This is a genomic window from Qipengyuania citrea (assembly GCF_024171405.1).
GTDB classification, from domain to species: domain Bacteria; phylum Pseudomonadota; class Alphaproteobacteria; order Sphingomonadales; family Sphingomonadaceae; genus Qipengyuania; species Qipengyuania profunda.
In genome coordinates, this window is the sequence record NZ_JALJZT010000002.1 from 1,502,088 (window position 1) to 1,520,717 (window position 18,630).

General features: G+C 64.0%; 14 protein-coding genes. 10 read left to right on the plus strand and 4 right to left on the minus strand.

All coding sequences use genetic code 11. The annotated features are described in order from the left end of the window. Positions 1-36: 36 nt before the first annotated feature. The 4 genes from J2S32_RS08230 to J2S32_RS08245 form a co-directional block, all read right to left on the minus strand. Positions 37-2,439 (minus strand): TonB-dependent receptor, encoded by a 2,403-nt coding sequence (locus tag J2S32_RS08230; RefSeq protein WP_253520214.1) that lies wholly within the window; start codon positions 2,437-2,439, stop codon positions 37-39. Positions 2,440-3,165: 726 nt separating this feature from the next. Then, positions 3,166-4,089 (minus strand): Vgb family protein, encoded by a 924-nt coding sequence (locus J2S32_RS08235; protein ID WP_253520216.1) that lies wholly within the window; start codon positions 4,087-4,089, stop codon positions 3,166-3,168. A 55-nt stretch (positions 4,090-4,144) separates the two neighbouring features. Next, positions 4,145-5,152 carry an MBL fold metallo-hydrolase gene (locus J2S32_RS08240; RefSeq protein ID WP_253520218.1) on the minus strand — a complete coding sequence of 336 codons (1,008 nt, stop codon included), beginning with the start codon at positions 5,150-5,152 and terminating at the stop codon, positions 4,145-4,147. 17 nt (positions 5,153-5,169) lie between these two features. Then, on the minus strand, positions 5,170-6,258 hold the full coding sequence (locus J2S32_RS08245; protein WP_253520221.1) for an MBL fold metallo-hydrolase: 1,089 nt from the start codon (positions 6,256-6,258) through the stop codon (positions 5,170-5,172). A 212-nt stretch (positions 6,259-6,470) separates the two neighbouring features. Between J2S32_RS08245 and J2S32_RS08250 the strand changes: the two genes are divergently transcribed. The 10 genes from J2S32_RS08250 (at position 6,471) to J2S32_RS08295 (ending at position 18,620) form a co-directional block, all read left to right on the plus strand. After that, positions 6,471-7,556 (plus strand): putative urea ABC transporter substrate-binding protein, encoded by a 1,086-nt coding sequence (locus J2S32_RS08250; RefSeq protein WP_253520223.1) that lies wholly within the window; start codon positions 6,471-6,473, stop codon positions 7,554-7,556. Positions 7,557-7,598: 42 nt separating this feature from the next. Continuing rightward, on the plus strand, positions 7,599-8,414 hold the full coding sequence (locus J2S32_RS08255) for an ABC transporter permease (RefSeq protein ID WP_253520226.1): 816 nt from the start codon (positions 7,599-7,601) through the stop codon (positions 8,412-8,414). Next, positions 8,411-9,181 carry an ATP-binding cassette domain-containing protein gene (locus J2S32_RS08260; protein WP_253520228.1) on the plus strand — a complete coding sequence of 257 codons (771 nt, stop codon included), beginning with the start codon at positions 8,411-8,413 and terminating at the stop codon, positions 9,179-9,181. The genes J2S32_RS08255 and J2S32_RS08260 overlap by 4 nt, the downstream gene beginning before the upstream one ends. Positions 9,182-9,238: 57 nt before the next feature. Continuing rightward, the gene (locus tag J2S32_RS08265; protein ID WP_253520231.1) at positions 9,239-9,748 is read left to right on the plus strand and encodes a CopG family ribbon-helix-helix protein; all 510 of its coding nucleotides are present in this window, start codon (positions 9,239-9,241) and stop codon (positions 9,746-9,748) included. Continuing rightward, entirely contained in the window at positions 9,745-10,569 is an 825-nt protein-coding gene (locus J2S32_RS08270) for an urea amidolyase associated protein UAAP1 (RefSeq protein WP_253520234.1), read from the plus strand. The genes J2S32_RS08265 and J2S32_RS08270 overlap by 4 nt, the downstream gene beginning before the upstream one ends. Positions 10,570-10,589: 20 nt before the next feature. After that, positions 10,590-11,225 carry an urea amidolyase associated protein UAAP2 gene (locus tag J2S32_RS08275; RefSeq protein ID WP_253520237.1) on the plus strand — a complete coding sequence of 212 codons (636 nt, stop codon included), beginning with the start codon at positions 10,590-10,592 and terminating at the stop codon, positions 11,223-11,225. Continuing rightward, positions 11,222-14,827, plus strand: coding sequence for an urea carboxylase (uca, locus tag J2S32_RS08280; protein ID WP_253520250.1), 3,606 nt, complete (start codon positions 11,222-11,224; stop codon positions 14,825-14,827). The genes J2S32_RS08275 and uca overlap by 4 nt, the downstream gene beginning before the upstream one ends. Beyond that, positions 14,827-16,590, plus strand: a complete 1,764-nt coding sequence (gene atzF, locus J2S32_RS08285; RefSeq protein WP_253520252.1) for an allophanate hydrolase — start codon at positions 14,827-14,829, stop codon at positions 16,588-16,590. The genes uca and atzF overlap by 1 nt, the downstream gene beginning before the upstream one ends. 259 nt (positions 16,591-16,849) lie before the next feature. Then, positions 16,850-17,839, plus strand: coding sequence for a sterol desaturase family protein (locus J2S32_RS08290; RefSeq protein WP_253520254.1), 990 nt, complete (start codon positions 16,850-16,852; stop codon positions 17,837-17,839). Positions 17,840-17,957: 118 nt separating this feature from the next. After that, a complete protein-coding gene (locus J2S32_RS08295; protein WP_253520256.1) occupies positions 17,958-18,620 on the plus strand; it encodes a hypothetical protein in 663 nt (220 codons plus the stop codon). The last annotated feature ends 10 nt before the right edge of the window (positions 18,621-18,630 follow it).

Here is an 18,630-nt window from a genome sequence, read left to right on the forward strand (position 1 = left end):
AACGCAGGCGCCCTTTGCTTGGGGTGATGGTGTCGCTCAGAACGACATGCGTGCTTCCATCCCGACGACCCGCGGACTCATTACCGCCTGGCGATAGTAACGCACCGCAACACCATCGTTCACGCCGATGCGCGAGCGATCGTTGGCGGTCGATACAACTGCGTATTTGTCGAAGATGTTGTTGGCGAACAGGCTGATGCTGTAGGTTTCCATCTCGTAGGTCAGTGCCGCCCGGTGCAGCGTGTAACCGGGGATCAGATCGCCATAGGCGCGGTCCCACCCGATCCGCGAAACGACATTTCCGCGATAGGTCGCCGTCCAGTTGGCCACCAGATCGGCATCGCCCATCGGCTGGACGTAGGTAACGCCAAGGCTGCCCGAGTTCTTCGCCGAACCGGGCAAGCGGTCGCCATCGAGCGCGTCCAGCTGGACGAAGCGGTTCGAATAATCGCCCGGCGTTTCGCGAATGGTGATGATGCCCGGTACGTCCTCGGTGAGATAGGCGTCGGTATAGGAATAGGTCCCCTGGATCGACAGCTCGGGGATCGGTTTGAGCTGGAACGAGGTCTCGAAGCCGCGCGACTTGGCCGACCCGCCGTTCACCGTGATCCCGGTTGCGCCATAGAGCGTGGAGGAATTGACCTGAATCCCCTGCCACTTCACGTCGAAGACGTTGAAGTTGAGCGCCAGCACGTCGTTGAACAGCTGGCTGCGCATCCCGATCTCGATATTCTTGGTCGTGTCGGGGCCGTATTGCAGCTCGTCAGGCAGCGCGCAGATGATCTGCTGACCCGGTTGGATATCGGCCGGGCAGGGCGCAACCCGGTTGGGCCCGCCGAGGCGGTAGCCCTTGCTGTACGTGGCATAGACCATGAAATCGGGACTGAATTCATACGAGGTGTTGAATTTCCACACCCAGCCGTCTTCGCCGGCATCGCCGCCATTGGACGGCAAATCATAGGGGCTGAGCGGATCGCCCAGGACAGGCAGGGCCGCCGCACCCGAGATCGTCGATGTATAGTCGAAATAGCGCGCGCCCGCGGTGACCTGCCAATCCGGCGTAACCTCGAACGTGGCTTCGCCGAAGATCGCCTTCTCCTTCACCTCGGAGGTGATGTAGCTGACATACTCCAGCGCTTCGGGGTTGGTGGTCGGATCGACCCACGGGTGGTTGGGAATGCGTTCGGCGTAGTCGCTCTGATAATCGTTCTCGTTGTAGAAGCCGCCCAGAACCCAGCTGAACGGACCGCCATGGCTCGACACCAGCCGCAGTTCGAAGTTCTTTTGCTTGCGCGTGCGGTCGGATGCGTAATGGCCCGCGAACGCCGGGAACAACTCGTAATCGTAATCGAGGTCGAGCAGCAGGTCGGTGACGTCGCCCTTATCGCTATAGCCCATCTCGGTGTAGGCGCCGGTGGCGACGATATCGACGATGTCCGCGATATTGGCATTGATCTCGGCGCTGACGAGATGCGCATGACGGTCGACCGGTTCCTTGAACCGGCTGGCGTTCTCATAGCGTCCGGTGCCCAGCACGCCCGCGCTGTTCGATTGCGCACCTTCGGTCTCAGTCTGCTGATACGCATAGGTCAGCAGCAATTGCAGGTCCTCGTCGGCCTGGAACAGCAATTGGTTACGCGTGGTGAAGGTCCGCTCGAAATTGAGATCCTCTTCCTCGTAGAGGTTCGCTGCATAACCCGCATCGGAGATGCTGTCCGGGCCATCGGGCTGCGGCAGCGATACGCCGGGTTCTTGGACGAGCAGCGAATAGTCGATGAATCCCGGGTCGAAGTAATAGCCCGTCGCGCTGCGGAACGCGATGTGATCGGCCACGATGGGCAGGTTGATCACGCCATCGATCTGATAGCCGAAATCGTCGCTATGCGATTTGGCATAGGCGCGCGCATGGACCTCGCCCTCGACCACGCTGGGATCGGGCCGATTGGGAATATAACGGATCGCCCCGGCCAGCGTACCAAGCCCGTAAAGCGTGCCCTGCGGGCCGAGCAGGGTTTCGACGCGGGCGATATCGACCAGCTTGAAATCGTAATAGAGCGGGACTTCGCCCAGATAGATGCCCAGCGCGTCGTCATAGATGGCGCCGCCGTCACCCACGCCCGAGGCATTGAGACCGCGCAGCACCACCGTGCCGGTCGAGCCCGGGCCGGTGTCGGAAATTGTCATGCCGGGGGTGAAATCGGCAATATCGCGAATGTCGTCGATCCGCTGCCGCGCCAGCTCTTCCGCACTGACGGCGGTGATATTGATCGGCGTATCCATCAACGTCGTCGCGCGGCGGGTGGCCGTAACGACGATCGTGACCGGAGCCGCGCTCTCCTCTTCCGGCTCCTCCTGGGCGAAAGCCGGTGCGGCCAGCGTGGTGGTCGAAAACACGGTTGCCGACAGCAGACCGAATTTCAGTTTTGCGCATTTTTTCATCGTTTTCTTCCCGTCTTTTGCGGTTGAGCTTCCCCGGGCCGCGACACGCATGTCGCAGCCGACCCAGCTTTACTTGAGGACCTGAGGTGCGCCTGTGCTCCGTTATTCGGACTTCAGGCATTCACCTTATCGACTCGACGAAACCAACCCGCCTATTCGCACGATCCCGCTTGCTTTTTCTTCGGTTGTTCGGATTTATCCGAATTGCCCCGCCTGCGATTGTTCTTCGTTCTCGATTGAGGGAATGAGAACGCGGTGTTTTCATATGGAGAGGGGTGTTGTGCGGCTCCGTATCGACGGGACCGCAACGAGCGCACGTGGGCGCGCCGCGAGAAATCATGTGCAGGTGTCGAAGATAGGGAGGCGGCCGGACCGGCAGCGCGGACGGCAGAGCGCTTGCTCTTCGCGAAGGTCCCGGCTCCCGATGTTCGGTCCATAGACAATCTCCATATCGAGCCGATAGCCGGCTCAATCCTGCAGATCCCCTTCCCAAGCGTTGCCGTTACTTGCGACGGCATGACACATACGCTAGAGATATTACGGAATGCGTCAAGAGTATTAATTGATCGCCCGAACAGCACCGCGAGCCTGGCGTTTGGAACTGAATTCACACGATTTTCACAGGGTTCGGCAAGTCACGCGAACCCTGTGGTTGCTGCGTCATATCGTTCCCTTCGCAGCCTCAGGGCTTGCGCGGTGCGGCTATCCCGAATCGATTCCGCGCCGTCACCGGGCTTCGCTAGTCCACCATGTCAGCGAGTGGACGTCATGCGCGCTCGTCCATATCCCGTCGGGCGTATAACGCAGCGCGCCGCTGCCCTCCGCCCGTCCGACGCGGGCGAGGATTTCGGCGGTCGCCGCATCGATCACGACGAAGGTCTGGTCGTCGGTCGTACGCAGCCACACCTTCCCGTCGCCCGTGTCGATATCGCCCCATTTGAGGTTGTCGCCGACGAGAGTACGGCCCGCCACCTCGCGCGTTTCGGGGTCGATCCGCGCGACGGTCCCGTCGCCCTGCTCCTGCACCCAGACGGCCCCTTCACCCGCGACGAGGAAACCGGGCGTATCGCCGAGCTGGATCGTGTCGGTGACCGCATTCGTAGCCGGGTCGACGCGCTGCAGTGTCCCCCCGGTCCCGCTTACCGCCCATAGCGCGTCGAACCCGAAGGCGAGGAAAGTCGTACCCGGCGCTACCTCGATCGACGCGGAGATTTCATTGGTCGCGGGATCGATGCGGGAGATCGTCCCCTCCGCCTGGTTGGGTGCCCATACCGACCCGGCGCCGGCGACCACGTTCTGTTCGCCGCTCGGTCCGATGCCCGCCGGTATGGTGGCCAGTACCTGCGCGGTCTCGGGGCCGATGCGATACAGCTCGCCCCCATCGCAATTGCCCACCCAGAGCGATCCGGATTCCATCGCCATCGTGCCGCACGGGCGCGGGATCGCGACCGAGGCTAGCTTCTCGGTTTTCGACCACTGCTCCACCCGGCCGTCATTGGTGGTCCACACGGTATCGCCATCAACCTGGAGGAAATCGGCGAAGCCGGGGACGTCGATCACATTCTCGGCAAATGCGGGCTCGGGGCTCATTTCGGCCGCAGGCGCGCAGGCCGCGGCAATGAGGGGCAGGAGGCAGATCGATCGGGTCATGGGCGTTGGTCCTTGCATGGCAGGCGGGGCGTGCCGGGCCGTCCCGGCGGCGGCGTCAACTGTAGCGATACGGATTGGTGTCGATGGTGGTGAGGCTGCGCGTCTGGTTGCAGAGGAACACCGTGCCGGTAAAATAGATGCCCGGTTCGGTGATCGTCTGGGCGTAGGCATAGGCTTCGCGAAGCTGATCCACCGTCATCTGCACGGGCGCCTCGTCGGGTTGCCAGGTCAGACCGTAGGGGTAATCCTCCCCCGTCGTGCTGATTTCGACATGACACCCCATGACATGCGACACGGGATGGGTGTCGCAGAACTCGATCAGCCGCGTCATGCTGTCGAACCAGGGCTGCCAAAAGGTGATGTAGCAGCGCCCGCGATAGAACATGTCGCCGGTGTAGAGGATCTGCGTGTAGCTGTCGTAATAGGCGAATTCGGACGCCACATGGCCGGGCGAGCCCCAGATAAGGATATCGCGCCCGCCGAGATCGAGCGTGACGCGTTCCTCGGGGAAGTTGGTCATTCCCCAGAAGCCGAGCATCTCCTTATGCGTCAGCCCCATGTAGCGCGTATTGGGCCGGTCGGCGAACTGGTTGACCGCGGCATAGTGATCGGCGTGAAGGTGGCTGAAGGCGACGAGCAATTCGAGGCCGGCAGGATCGCGTCCGTTGCGCCTGCACCAATCCGCGATGCATTCATCGACCACGCCGCGCAGGTCCCAGTCGGTGCGCAACTGGGTAAAGCCCTCGTCGAGCAACAGCACGCGATCATTGCCGAAATACAGCGGGGCGAAAGGCGCCTCGAAGCTGTAGGCCTTGTTCTGCCGAAGGATGGCCGTGTGTGTATTGTACCAGTGCACATGCACCGGCGGATCGGTGTTGTCCTTGAGCGATTCCGAACCGCAGATCCAGCGATCGGGGAAACTGCCCGGGGCAGGCAGGTCGCTTTTGAAATCGACCGGATCGGGCCGCAGCCCGGCGGCCTGCGCGGCCTGGCTATAGGTTGTCAGCGCAGCCGGAACCGCCAGCGCTGCGGCATTGTACGACAGGAAAGTGCGACGGTCCAAAGCGGTTCTCCCGGTCGTCAAAAGGGGTGTGGCGGAGTGATGCGGGCGACGCCTTCGGGCCAGACCCGGGTCCGCTGGTCGGGACTGACCCCGTTGAACAGGACGAAGTCGGGGCGGATCAGCATCATATCGCGGCCCTGCACCTCGCGCGCATAGTGCAAGGCCTCGTCGATCGTGGCGGGCGAAAGCTGCAGGATGCGCTCATAGGGTTTGTAGGTCGCGAAACGGGGATAATAGCAGCCCGGCGCGAACATCATGTCGATATGCCCGCCGAGCACCGCCTCGACCGGATTGCGTGCAGCGAACTCGTGCAACCGCGCCAGCGCCGCAATGTAATCCCGGTCGTTGCCGATGTTGATCCGTCCGGGGAACAACAGGTCGCCCGTGAACAGGAAGTCGCAATAGGGGTCATAGAAGGTCACCCCGTCACGGTGGCTCCCGGGGGTGGGAATGACCTCGATCCGCCTGTCGCCGAGATCGATTGCCCCGGTTCCGCCCGGCCAGTTGCCCGCAAGCCCGTAATGCGCCTGCATCGCCCCGATCGGTCTGGGGACGATGGCGGTTCGCGGGCGATCGGCGAATTGCCGCAGTCCCTGGTTCTGCGCGATGTCTTCGCCCGATGTCAGCGCGATGGTCAGCGGCATGCGCTTGCGGCCGCGCATCTGCTCCCAGCGGGTGATGATCGCATCGACGGTCTCGCGCAGCGGGAAATAGGCCGTTTTCGCGGTGGCCCCGCTGTCGATCAGCAAGGCTCCGGCATTGCCGAACAGCAGATAGACGAACGGCGCTTCCCAATGGACGCAGACGTTCTGCCGCAGGACGAAGGTGTCTTCGTTATACTGCACCACCTGGATGCGCGGATCGGTGTTCTTCGCCGCGACATTCGACCCGTAGATCCAGCGGAAGCCGAGCCGCCCGGGCGCCGGCCCGCTGCTCGAATAGTCATGCACGACAGGTTCGCGGGGATGCAGCGGCAGCGCGGAATCGGTGTTGCGCACTCCCGGCGGATTATACGCCGCCGCGATATCGCCATTCCCCGCGAAGGTCGGCTGGACCGATGGGGCGGGGGTCGGGGTCGGTGCGGGGGCAGGCGTGGTCTGCGGCATCGGGCGCTCCGGGCAAAGCCGCCGGGACAGCGGCAATTGGCTGCCTTCGATGCATGCCCTCCCAGGCGGTCCTCCGCGCGTCGGTCGCCTTACGCACCCGCGCTCTGGAGCGACACCATATAATTATTACCAACAATGGCAATGGTAATAAATAAGTGATGGACAGGGGGCGCTTTTGACGCAATGCTGCACATGCGAAAGGAGTTACCTCTATGTTGAACGGGATCCGCAAAGTGGGGGCAGCCGCAGCGCTGGCCTGTGCCTTATTCGTCGCCTCGTGCGCGCCCGCAGGCGAAGACGCCACCGCGCCCAAGACGCAGTTCACGATCGGCTGGTCGATCTATGCCGGGTGGATGCCGTGGCCCTATGCCGAACAGGCCGGGATCGTGAAGAAGTGGGGGGACAAATACGGGATCGAAATCGATATCGTGCAGGTCAACGATTACGTCGAATCGGTCAATCAATACACCGCCGGGCAGCTTGACGGGGTAACGGTCGCGAACATGGATGCGCTGACCATCCCCGCCGCCGGCGGGAAGGATACCACCGCCCTGATCATCGGCGACTATTCGAATGGCAATGACGGGGTCTTGCTCAAAGGCACCGACAACCTCGCCGGTATCGCCGGACAGCAGGTCAATCTGGTCGAGCTGTCGGTGTCGCATTATCTGCTCGCACGGGCGCTGGAATCGGCAGATCTCGCGATGACCGATGTGCGGACGATCAATACCGCAGATGCGGATATTGCCGGTGCGTTCACCTCGCCCGATGTCACCGCCGCGGTGGCGTGGAACCCGCAGCTCCTGACGATGAAACAGGAAGCGGGCGCGCATGAGGCCTTCAGCTCGGCCGACATTCCGGGTGAGATCCTCGACCTGCTGGTGGTCGATACCGCGACGCTCGAAGCTAACCCGAATCTGGGCAAGGCACTGGTGGGCATCTGGTACGAGACCATCGCGCTGATGCAGCAGGACGACGAAGCGGGCGAAGCCGCGCGTGCAGCGATGGCGCAGCTTGCGGGTACGACGCCGGAAATGTTCGAAGCGCAGGTGGCGACGACCTATCTTTATGTCGAGCCCGAGCAAGCGGTTGCGGCGGCGACCGATCCAGCGCTGATCGAAACCATGACCCGCGTCCGCGACTTCAGTTTCTCGCAAGGCCTGTTCGGCCAGGGTGCCAGTTCGGCCGAAGCGGTGGGCATGGCCTTCCCGGGCGGCAAGACCCTGGGCGATGGCAACAGCATCACATTGCGCTTCGACGACAGCTTCATGCAGATGGCTGCCGATGGCGAGCTATAGGCCGGTGAAGCGGACGGGCAGCGGACCGGGGATCGGCGCGTAGTGCGCTGGGTTGATCGCCGGATCGGGCGGACCAATTCCCTGCTTCTGGGGGCAGTCCCGATCCTGCTCCTGATCCTGGTATATCTGTTCCTCGCGGTCGCGCGGAACGAGATCAACCCGGCCGACAAGATCCTCCCGCTCCCCGGTGCGATGGTGGACGCCATGCGCGCGCTGGTGTTCGAGCGGGAGCCGCTGTCGGGCCGCTACCTGTTCTGGGCCGATACGCTGGCGAGCCTGCAGCGGCTCGGTCTCGGACTGGCCATTTCCACCGCCAGCGCGCTGCTGGTGGGGCTCGTTCTGGGGCTTCTGCCGCCCGTTCGCGCCACCTTCGGCATGCTGGTCACCGGCATTGCGGTGATCCCGCCGATCGCGCTGCTGCCGATCCTGTTCATTGCCTTCGGGCTGGGTGAGACCGCCAAGGTGGCGCTTATCGTGATCGGCATTGCTCCTTTCATGATCCGCGATATCGCCGCGCATACGGCAGCGCTCCCGCGCGAGCAGATCATCAAGGCGCAGACGCTGGGCGCAAGCACATGGCAATTGGCGCTGCGCGTCGTCCTCCCGCAGGCCATGCCAAGGCTGATCCAGGCAGTGCGCCTGTCGCTGGGCCCGGCATGGGTATTCCTGATTTCGGCCGAAGCGATCGCCGCCGATATCGGGCTGGGCTACCGCATCTTCCTCGTTCGCCGCTATCTCGCGATGGATGTCATCCTGCCCTATGTAGCGTGGATCGCTATCCTCGCGGCGATTACCGACCTGCTGCTGTCATGGTCCAGCCGCCGCCTGTTCGGCTGGGCGCATAGGGCCGAGAGATGAGCGGCTTCCTCAGCCTGCGCGACGTCTGGGTCGAATATGGCGACAAGATCGTGCTCGAACGCGTCAATCTCGAGATCGAGGAAGGCGCATTCGTCTCAGTCATCGGGCCATCGGGTGCGGGCAAGAGCAGCCTGCTGCGCGTGGTACTGGGGCAGGATGCGCCGACGCGCGGGACCATCACGCTCGACGGCGTCCCGCTCAAGCCCCAATGCGACAGCGATCGCGGCGTGGTATTCCAGCGCTATTCGGTGTTTCCGCATCTGACGGTCCTGGGGAACACGCTGTTCGGGATCGAATGCGGGCGCGCTCCGCTGGCCGGGCGGCTGTTCGGCGCGGCGCGACGGGCTGCGCTGGCCGAAGCGGAAGAAATGCTGGCAGCGGTCGGACTGGAGGACAGCCTCCATTTGTATCCGGCGCAGATGTCGGGCGGCATGCAGCAACGCCTGGCGATCGCTCAGGCGCTGATCAAACGCCCGCGGATATTGTTGCTCGACGAACCCTTTGGCGCGCTCGATCCCGGGATCCGGTCCGATATGCACGCACTGATCACCAGCCTGTGGAGCGAATATGCGCTCACCGTGATGATGGTAACGCACGATATCGGCGAGGCCTTCGCGCTCGGCAATCGCGTGCTCACGCTCGATAAGCTGCGGCATGACCCGCACGCCCCAAATCGGTATGGTGCCTCCATCGTCTACGATCTTCCTCTCACTCGGAAGGCACCGCAGCGGGCGGAGACCCGCGCTGTCCTGACCCAATCCGCATGAGACAAAAATCGTAGTATTACGATTGACAATATAGATAATACTTGAGAGGACCGTCCCATGGCATCCGAACCCACCAACCTTGCCCGCCTCAGCATGAGCCTGCCCGCGGACCTGTTCCGCCAGCTCGACATGATGGTGGAAGAACGGGGTCTGCCGTCGCGCTCGCAGCTGATCGCCGAATTGATCCGGCACGCCCTCGCCGAGCACGAAGCGCAGACCCGGCCCGAAGAGATGCTCGCGGGCACGATCACGCTTGTCTATGTCGGCGATCGCGGCAGCATCCGCCAGCAGCTCGCGACGACGCAATTGCAATATCTGAAGGAAGTCATCTCCTCGCAGCATGTCTTCCTCGAGGATGACCAGTCGCTCGAAGTGCTGCTTGTGCAGGGTCCGGCGGTGCGGCTCGAGGCGCTGTGCGATTCGCTGCGCTCGATTCGCGGGGTCCACCAGCTCCAGCTGGTCACCACCACCGCGCTGCTGCCGCCGCTGCATGAACAGGGCGAAGCCGACGCCAACGACAACAGTGCAGGCAAGAAGCCCAAACCGCCAAAGTCCGCGGCCGCATGACGGAGGGGCTGGCAAACCCGCTGGCAGCGCGCGACCACGCCCGCGCGATGGCCGGCACGGTGGTCGACGCAATGCCCGTCCTGCCGCCGGTTGCGCCAGACCTTCCCGAAGGCGTGGAGCCGGGCGACCTCCTGTGGGAGGAAACCGTCGCCCCGGGCGGGTATGCTACCCGCAGGCTGGCGCGCGGATCGCGGGTCCGGCTGATCGATCTCGCCGGCGACGCCTGTGCCTCGATGCTGATCTACAATGCCGAAATGCCGACCGAACGGCTGAACGTGGCCGACACGGTCAAGGTGCAGTGGAACGGCTATCTCGGCGCGGGCAAGCTGCTGCTCTCCGACATGGGCCGCGTGATGATGAGCATCCTCGAAGATGGCGCCGCCACGCATGACGTTTTCTGCGGCACATCGAGTGCCGCCACCAATGAAGCCAAATATGGCGAGGGCCGCAACAGCGGCGCCTTTCCCAATGGCCGCGACCGGCTGCTGCTGGGCTCGGCCAAGCACGGGCTGCACCGCCGCGATGTCCACCCTTGCGTCAATCTGTTCAAGGGCACGCGGATCGAGGCCGATGGGGCCATCACGCCGCTGGTAGGCCCTTTCGAGGCGGGGCGCGAAATCGTGCTGCGCGCGGAAATGGATGTGATCGTGGTCCTGGCCAATTGCCCGCATGTCCTCGACCCGCGGGACGACTGGCAGGTTTCGCCGCTGCGCATAAGCGCGTGGCGCGGGCCCGTGACCGATCAGGACGATCCGGTCCGCTGTGCCACGCCCGAGGGCTTGCGCGCCTTCGAGAATGTCGAAGACTACCACCGCCGCTAGCAAGGAAGGGCGCAGACTGCATGACCGCTGATCCCGCAACAGGGGGCCTGTCCGGTGCCGTCGTCCATGACGAAATCGTGCCAGCCCGGGCGCCGTGGCTGCATCACATCGCGGCAGGGCAGACGCTCCGCATTATCGATGTGGAAGGCAATCAGGCGGTCGATTTCCTGCTCTACGCGGATCCCGACGATGCCGAACGGTATAGCTCGCAGGACACCGTGGCCGCGCAGGGGAACCTGTTCCTGCGCCAGGGCAGCGTCCTGCGTTCGAACGAAGGCCGCGCGATGATGACCATCACCGGTACCTCGGTCGCCTATCACGATACGATCGGCGGCGCGTGTTCCTGCGAATCCAACACGCTGCGTTATGGCCACCACACCAAGGCGCAGCACGCCTGCGTCGAGAACTTCCTCGAGGCCAATCTGTCCGAGGGGCGCGGCAAGCGCGACATGGTGCCCAATATCAACTTCTTCATGAACGTGCCCGTCGAGGAAGACGGGTCGCTCGGCATTGTCGACGGCATTTCCGCGCCCGGCCTTACGGTCGACCTGCGCGCGGATATGGATGTGGTCGTGGTGGTGTCGAACTGCCCGCAGATCAACAACCCGTGCAATGCCTTCAACCCGACCCCCGTGCGGATGATCGTCGCTGCATGAGCACGCCGACGGTACTGATCGCCAACCGCGGAGCGATTGCCACCAGGATTATCCGGACCTTGCGGACCATGGGTCTGCGTTCTGTCGCGGTCTATTCGGAAGCCGATGCCGATTCGCTGCATGTGTCGCTGGCGGACAGTACGGTGTGCATCGGGCCGCCCCCCGCAACCGAAAGCTACCTCGATAGCGCCGCGATCATCGCCGCGGCGAAAGAGACGGGCGCGGGCTATATCCACCCGGGCTACGGGTTCCTCGCCGAGAATGCCGAATTTGCCGAAGCCTGCGAGGCCGCGGGGATCGTCTTCATCGGCCCGCAACCCGAGCATATCCGCACCTTCGGCCTCAAGCACAGCGCCCGCGCTCTGGCCGAGGAACAGGGCGTGCCGCTGGCGCCCGGTACCGGCCTGCTGACCGGAGAAGACGAGGCCGCCCGCGCGGCTGCCGACATCGGCTATCCGGTCATCCTCAAGGCGACCGCGGGCGGCGGCGGCATCGGCATGCGCATCTGCGCGGACGAGGCCGAGCTGCGTGACGGCTTTGCCGGCGTGGTACGGCAGGGCGCGAGCAGTTTCGGCGATGCGGGCGTGTTCCTCGAACGCTACATCGCGCGGGCCCGGCATATCGAGGTCCAGATTTTCGGTGATGGCGCAGGCCGCGTCATGCCGCTGGGCGAACGCGACTGTTCGCTCCAGCGCCGCAACCAGAAGGTCGTCGAGGAAGCCCCTGCCCCCTGCCTGTCGGATGCACTGCGCCGCGACCTCATCCTGGCCGCAGTCAACCTCGCTCAGGCAGCACACTATCGCTCGGCGGGGACAGTGGAATTCCTCTTCGACGCCGAACGGCAGGAATTCTTCTTCCTTGAAATGAACACCCGCCTGCAGGTCGAGCACGGGGTGACCGAAGAGGTAATGGGCGTCGATCTGGTCGAATGGATGGTGCGTGGGGGCATGGGCGATTACGCCTTCATGGATCGCGCCGCCCCGACCGCCCGTGGGCATGCGGTCCAAGTGCGACTGTATGCCGAGGACCCGGCGCTCGACTATCGCCCGACCACCGGCACGCTGTCGGCGCTGTCGTTCCCCGCTGACATTCGGGCGGAGACATGGTGCGAAGCCGGCAGCACGATCAGCGCATGGTACGATCCGATGATCGCCAAGCTGATCACGCATGCCGACACGCGCGAAGACGCCATTGGCGCGATGCAGGCGGCCCTCGCCGAAAGCCGGATTGACGGGATCGAGACGAACCTGCGCTGGCTGCGCGATGTCGTGCAGGACGAATCCTTCATCGCGGGCACGGTCACGACCCGCCTGCTCGATACGATTCCCTATGCGCCCAGCAGCCTCCAGATCGTCTCCGGTGGCACTGCCACTACCGTACAGGACTGGCCGGGACGCGAAGGACTATGGTCGGTCGGGGTCCCGCCGTCCGGACCGATGGATGACCGCTCGTTCCGGCTGGGCAATCTGCGGCTGGGCAATCCTGAGGGCACGGCGGGGCTCGAGGTGACCTTCACCGGGCCAACGCTGCGCTTCAATGCGCCCGCGCGCCTGTGTCTTGCCGGGGCGGATTTCGGGGCCAGGCTCGATGGCAATCCGGTGGCGCGCGACACGCCGTTCGATGTCGTCGCCGGACAGACGCTGGCGCTCGGCCGCGTTTCGGGCGGGGGCATGCGCGGCTATATCCTGTTTGCAGGCGGGCTGGATATCCCGCCCTATCTCGACAGCCGTAGCACCTTCGAACTGGGGCAGTTCGGCGGACATGCGGCGCGGCGGCTGCTCGCAGGCGACACGTTGCATCTCGCCGGTAACGCCACGACCCAAAGCACGCCCGCGGAGCCCGAGCCCGAGCTTGGCGATTGCTGGACCTTGCGGGTCCTGTACGGTCCGCACGGCGCGCCCGACTTCTTCACCCCGGACGATGTACAAGCGATCACCACTGCCGAATGGCAGGTGCATTACAACAGCAATCGCACCGGCGTCCGGCTGGTCGGGCCCAAGCCCGAATGGGCGCGCAAGGATGGCGGCGAGGCGGGGCTTCATCCGTCCAATATCCATGACAATCCCTATGCCATCGGTGCGGTCGATTTCACCGGCGACATGCCGATCATCCTCGGCCCCGATGGCCCCTCTCTGGGCGGTTTCGTCTGCCCCTTCGTGGTGATCGCCGCAGATCGCTGGAAGATCGGCCAACTGGCTCCGGGGAACCGCCTGCGCTTCCAGCCCGTGGATATCGCCGAAGCGCAAGCCGCCGACCAGTCCGCGCCCCTAGCCGGGGCAACGACCGGGGTGCCGGCGGACAGCCAGCCGCGCGCACCGGCCGATCACAGCCCGATCCTCGCCGAAATCCCCGCCGAGGGGCATCGTCCGCGAACCGTCTACCGGCAGCAGGGCGATCGCAATATCCTGGTCGAATACGGGGCGATCGTGCTCGATCTCGAATTGCGTATCCGCGTCCATGCGCTGATGACCGTGCTCGAGGCGAAAGGGCTCCACGGGGTGGTCGACATCACCCCGGGCATCCGCTCGCTCCAGCTCCATTTCGACGGCAAGCAGCTCGACCAGCGCTCCGCCCTCGCAGCGCTGATGGAATGCGAGGACGAGCTCGGCGATCTCGAGGATTTCACCATCCCCTCGCGGATCGTCCACCTGCCGCTCAGCTGGCGCGACCCCGCGACCATTGCGACCGTCGAGAAATATATGGCGGCGGTGCGCGACGATGCGCCCTGGTGTCCTGACAACATCGAATTCATTCGCCGGATCAACGGCCTGCCCGATGCCGATGCGGTGCAGGATATCGTATTCGATGCCAGCTACCTGGTGATGGGATTGGGCGATGTCTATCTGGGCGCCCCCGTCGCCACACCCGTCGATCCGCGGCATCGACTCGTTACGACCAAATACAACCCCGCGCGCACCTGGACCCCGCCCAATGTCGTCGGGATCGGCGGCGCCTATATGTGCATCTACGGGATGGAAGGCCCGGGCGGTTACCAGCTGTTCGGGCGCACCATCCAGGTGTGGAACACCTATCGCCAGACCGACGTCTTCAAGGACGGCAAGCCGTGGCTGCTGCGCTTCTTCGACCAGATCCGCTTTTTCGAAGTCTCGGCCGAAGAGCTCGAGGAATGGCGGCGGGACTTCCCTGCCGGGCGGCGGTCGATCGAGGTCGAGCATTCGGAATTCCGGCTGGCCGATTACCGCGCTTTCCTGAGCGAGAACGCGCAATCGATCGCCGCGTTCGAGGAGACCCGGCAGGCGGCATTCGATGCCGAACGGGGCGAATGGGAGCGTAACGGCGAATTCGACCGCCTTTCCGAACTGGCGGACGACATCGGCGGCGCGGCGCTGGATGCGCCGGTGGTAGATGTGCCGGAGGGCGCCGAAGTCGTCGAATCTCCCTTTGGCGGATACATCTGGAAATTGCTCGTCGCCGAGGGCGACGAGGTCGAAAAGGGGGACACTGTGGCCGTCATCGAAGCAATGAAGATGGAGTGCCCGCTGGAAAGCCCGGCTGCCGGGACGATTTCCGCGCTGTATATCGAGGAACGCCAGCCGATCGAACCGGGCGCGCCGCTCATGGCGCTGACGAGGCGGTGTTGATGGACCTCGCACGCCAGAGCGCGAAAATGATCGCCGCGGCGGTCAACACCGGCCAGGCGAGTGCGCTCGCCATTGCCGAGGCGACCCTGGCACGGATCGACGCCTATGACGAAATCCAGCCGCAGGTCTGGATCAGCCGCGCTTCGCCCGATCGAGTGGCAGAGGCCGCGCGCGCAGTGGATGCGCGGATAGCCGAGGGAGAAACGCTCCCGCTGGCCGGCGTCCCCTTTGCAGTGAAAGACAATATCGATGTCGCCGGTTTCGAGACGACCGCGGGATGCCCGGCGTTCTCCTACACCCCCGATACCACCGCACCGGCGGTCGCGCGGTTGCTCGACGCTGGCGCGATCTGCGTCGGCAAGACCAATCTCGACCAGTTCGCGACCGGGCTGGTTGGCACACGCAGTCCCTATGGCATTCCGCGCAACGCCTACAATCTCGCCTATGTGAGCGGGGGATCGAGTTCGGGTTCGGCAGTCGCGGTGGCGGCCGGTCTCGTGGCCTTCGCTCTGGGTACCGATACTGCCGGATCGGGGCGCGTGCCCGCAGCCTTCAACCATTTGGTGGGATACAAGCCGAGCAAGGGACGCTGGAGCACCACGGGGCTGGTACCTGCGTGCCGTACGCTCGACTGCATCAGCGTCTTCACCGACGACATCTCCGAAGCGCGTCTGGTCGACCAGATCATAGCGGGATTCGATCCGCAGGATGCCTATTCTCGCGCCTTGCCCGCTCGGGAATTGACCCCGAAACGCATCGGCGTCCCCCGTCCCGACCAGCGTGGCTGGTTCGGCGACGGCCAGTCGGAAGCGCTCTATTCCCGCGCGCTCGAAACTCTGGGGCGCGGTGCCGAAATCTGCGAGCTCGATATCGCCTTCCTGAACGAAGCCGCGAGCCTGCTCTACAGCGGCCCATGGGTAGCCGAGCGCGCGGCGGCGCTGGCTCCGTTGCTGGCCGCCAACCCCGAGGCGATCGACGCCACCGTCCGCGCAGTGGTGGCGCCGGGCCTCGACATTTCGGCGGTCGAACTGTTCGACGGGATCTATCGCCTCGCGGAACTGCAACGGGATGCCGAGGAGATGTGGGTCAGCGTCGACATGCTCGCCTTCCCGACCACCGGCACGACCTACCGCGTGGCCGAACTGCAAGCCGCGCCGGTCGCGCTGAACAGCAATCTGGGCCTTTATACCAACTTCGTGAACCTGCTCGACATGGCCGCGATCGCCGTGCCGACCGGTGCGCGCGCCAACGGCACCGGCTTCGGGATCACGCTGATCGGTCCGGCGGGCAGCGACAGCGGCCTTATGGACGCCGCCGAAAGCTATCTCGCCAAGGCGGACTTGCCCGCGAGACCCCCGCTCGATCTGGAGGGAAGAATGGAAACCGTTAAGCTTGCCGTCGTCGGCGCACATCTGAAGGACATGCCGCTGCATTGGCAACTGACGTCGCGCGATGCGCGATTCGTCGGTGCGTTCGACACCGCCCCCGCCTACCGGCTCTATGCGATGGCCGACAGCACACCGCCAAAGCCCGCGCTGGTCCATAGCGAGGATGGCGCGGCGATCGCGGTCGAGGTCTACGAACTCGACGTGGCCGCCTTCGGCAGCTTCGTCGCCGAAGTGCCCGCTCCGCTCGCCATCGGCACTGTGACGCTGGAAGATGGCAGCAATGTCAAAGGCTTCGTAGCCGAACCCCGTGCAACCGCCGGGGCCGAAGATATCACCGAGCTGGGCGGATGGCGCGCCTATATTGCTCGCACCTGACCTTCAGCTTCGCATAAATGTCAAAAAAGGACCGTTATTACCCTTGACGGTTTTCATAATATCGATAGCCTCGCCGCAATAGCCAAAAAACGTTCGCCGGGAGAGACACAGAAACCAGCCGGATCGGTCATTCGATCCGAGCAAGGGGGAGTCCGTCGGTGCGCATCCCACAGAACCTCAGGAGGCCGGACAGCAGTCTGCCCAGGGTCCTGCGCATTGTCCGGCGTATCCCCACAGTCTCGCACGGGAGGTAGCGGATATGGCCGGTGTACGCGTAGGAAACAGGATCATCGGGGCGGACTCGCCGGTTACGGTCGGATGGGACAACATTCCCAAGGTGGAAGGCGGCCCGCTGAAGCGGTTCATCTTCACCTATTTCCAGCCCTTCTTCCTCTTTTCGCTGATCGCCTTCTGGTATTACGCGCCCAATTCGCTGGCCACGGCAACGACGGCGATCGCCATTGCCATATCTTTCAAGGTCCTGCTGATCGGGATCGAGCTGGTGAACCCGCGCCACAAGAGCTGGCAGCTCACGTGGAAGGAACTGTGCACCGACCTGTTCTATGTCGGCCTGGGATACACGCTGCTGCGCATGGTCGATGTCTATATCGGCGCCGGCGTGGTCATCGAAGCCATCCAGGGCGCCTATGACTGGGGCAAGCTTGATTGGTTCACCGGCATGCCCCTGCTGGTGCAGGCGCTCCTGATCTCGCTGATCTTCGATTTCGGCCAGTACTGGATGCATCGCGGAATGCACAATTGGTATCCGCTGTGGCTGACGCATGCACCGCATCACTACATCACGCAGCTGAACATCAACAAAGGCGCGGTTGGCAACCCGATCGAATTGTTCCTGATTGGCCTCGGGATCGGCGGGTTCTTCGATTTCCTGCCGCGGGCCGCGCTGCTTGCCGCGACCTTCGGCCTCGCCATCGGCACCTATCAGCACATCAACGTGCGCTTCAACACGCCCCGCTGGTGGCGCTTCCTGTTCAACACGACCGAGCATCACAGCGTCCATCATTCGCAGGATTTCCAGGGCAGCCGTAGCAATTACGGCGCCACCTGGATCATCTTCGACCGGATATTCGGAACCTGCGTCGATGGCGAAGCCGAAAAGCTCGGAATGGAGGGCGGCCGCAGGATGCAGATCAACGAGACGATGGTCTTTCCCTTCACCGAAGGGGTCAGGGCGGTGAAGGAGCGGATCCCCGCACGCTTCCGCCGCTCAAGCGTCCCAGCAGAATAGCCCCACATTGCGGCCTCATCCGGTCGCAACCCGACCCATCCTTCCGACGTGCCTGCCTGCGATCCGCTTCAGGACGTGGAAGGCTTGTGCCCGCCCGAGATTGCCGGAGACCAGCGCCATGCCCAAACTGTCTTTCATCGACTGGATATGGCGCGCGCGCGGTGTCGTGGAGCTGGACCCGCCGCGCACACCGCAAAGCGCGTTCGCACGGCTCGATCCATTGCTGGACGCCGCCAGCCACGAGATCGACGGCGACACGCTGACCTATGTGAAGGACAACCCCGCCGCGCAGGACAAGCTGGCCACCTTCAGCCGCGGCACGCTCCAAGTCGTGGACGAAGGCGGGACCGCCAAGCTGCGCTACGATCTGTTCAGCCCCGCACTGCTGCTGTGTGCGCTGGCCCCGCTGCTGTTCCTCGCGATTGCACAGGCCACCATCGTCATCTCCGAGCTCGAAAGCGCCGCGGAAACCGAGGAGAGCGACGCGGAGGATGAGGAAGACGAGGAAGAGCCCCGGCCGCACAATATCGTCGATCAGATGCTGGGTGCCCCGCCGCCTGAATCGCTCGAGCAAAAGAAGCAGCGGATGGAAGAGGAGGAAGAGGAGCAGGAGGGCACACACTCGCCCACGCCTGCTTTTGTCTTTGCCGGACTGTTCTTCGCGCTGTTCCTCGTGGGCCGCGTGCTCGAGCCCTGGCTGGTCAGGCGGACCTTTCGCCAGGTGCTGAACACCCAGGCCGAATCATCCGAGCCCGAACCGGGCCGCCCCGCCGAGGTCTGACGGCCCGGAC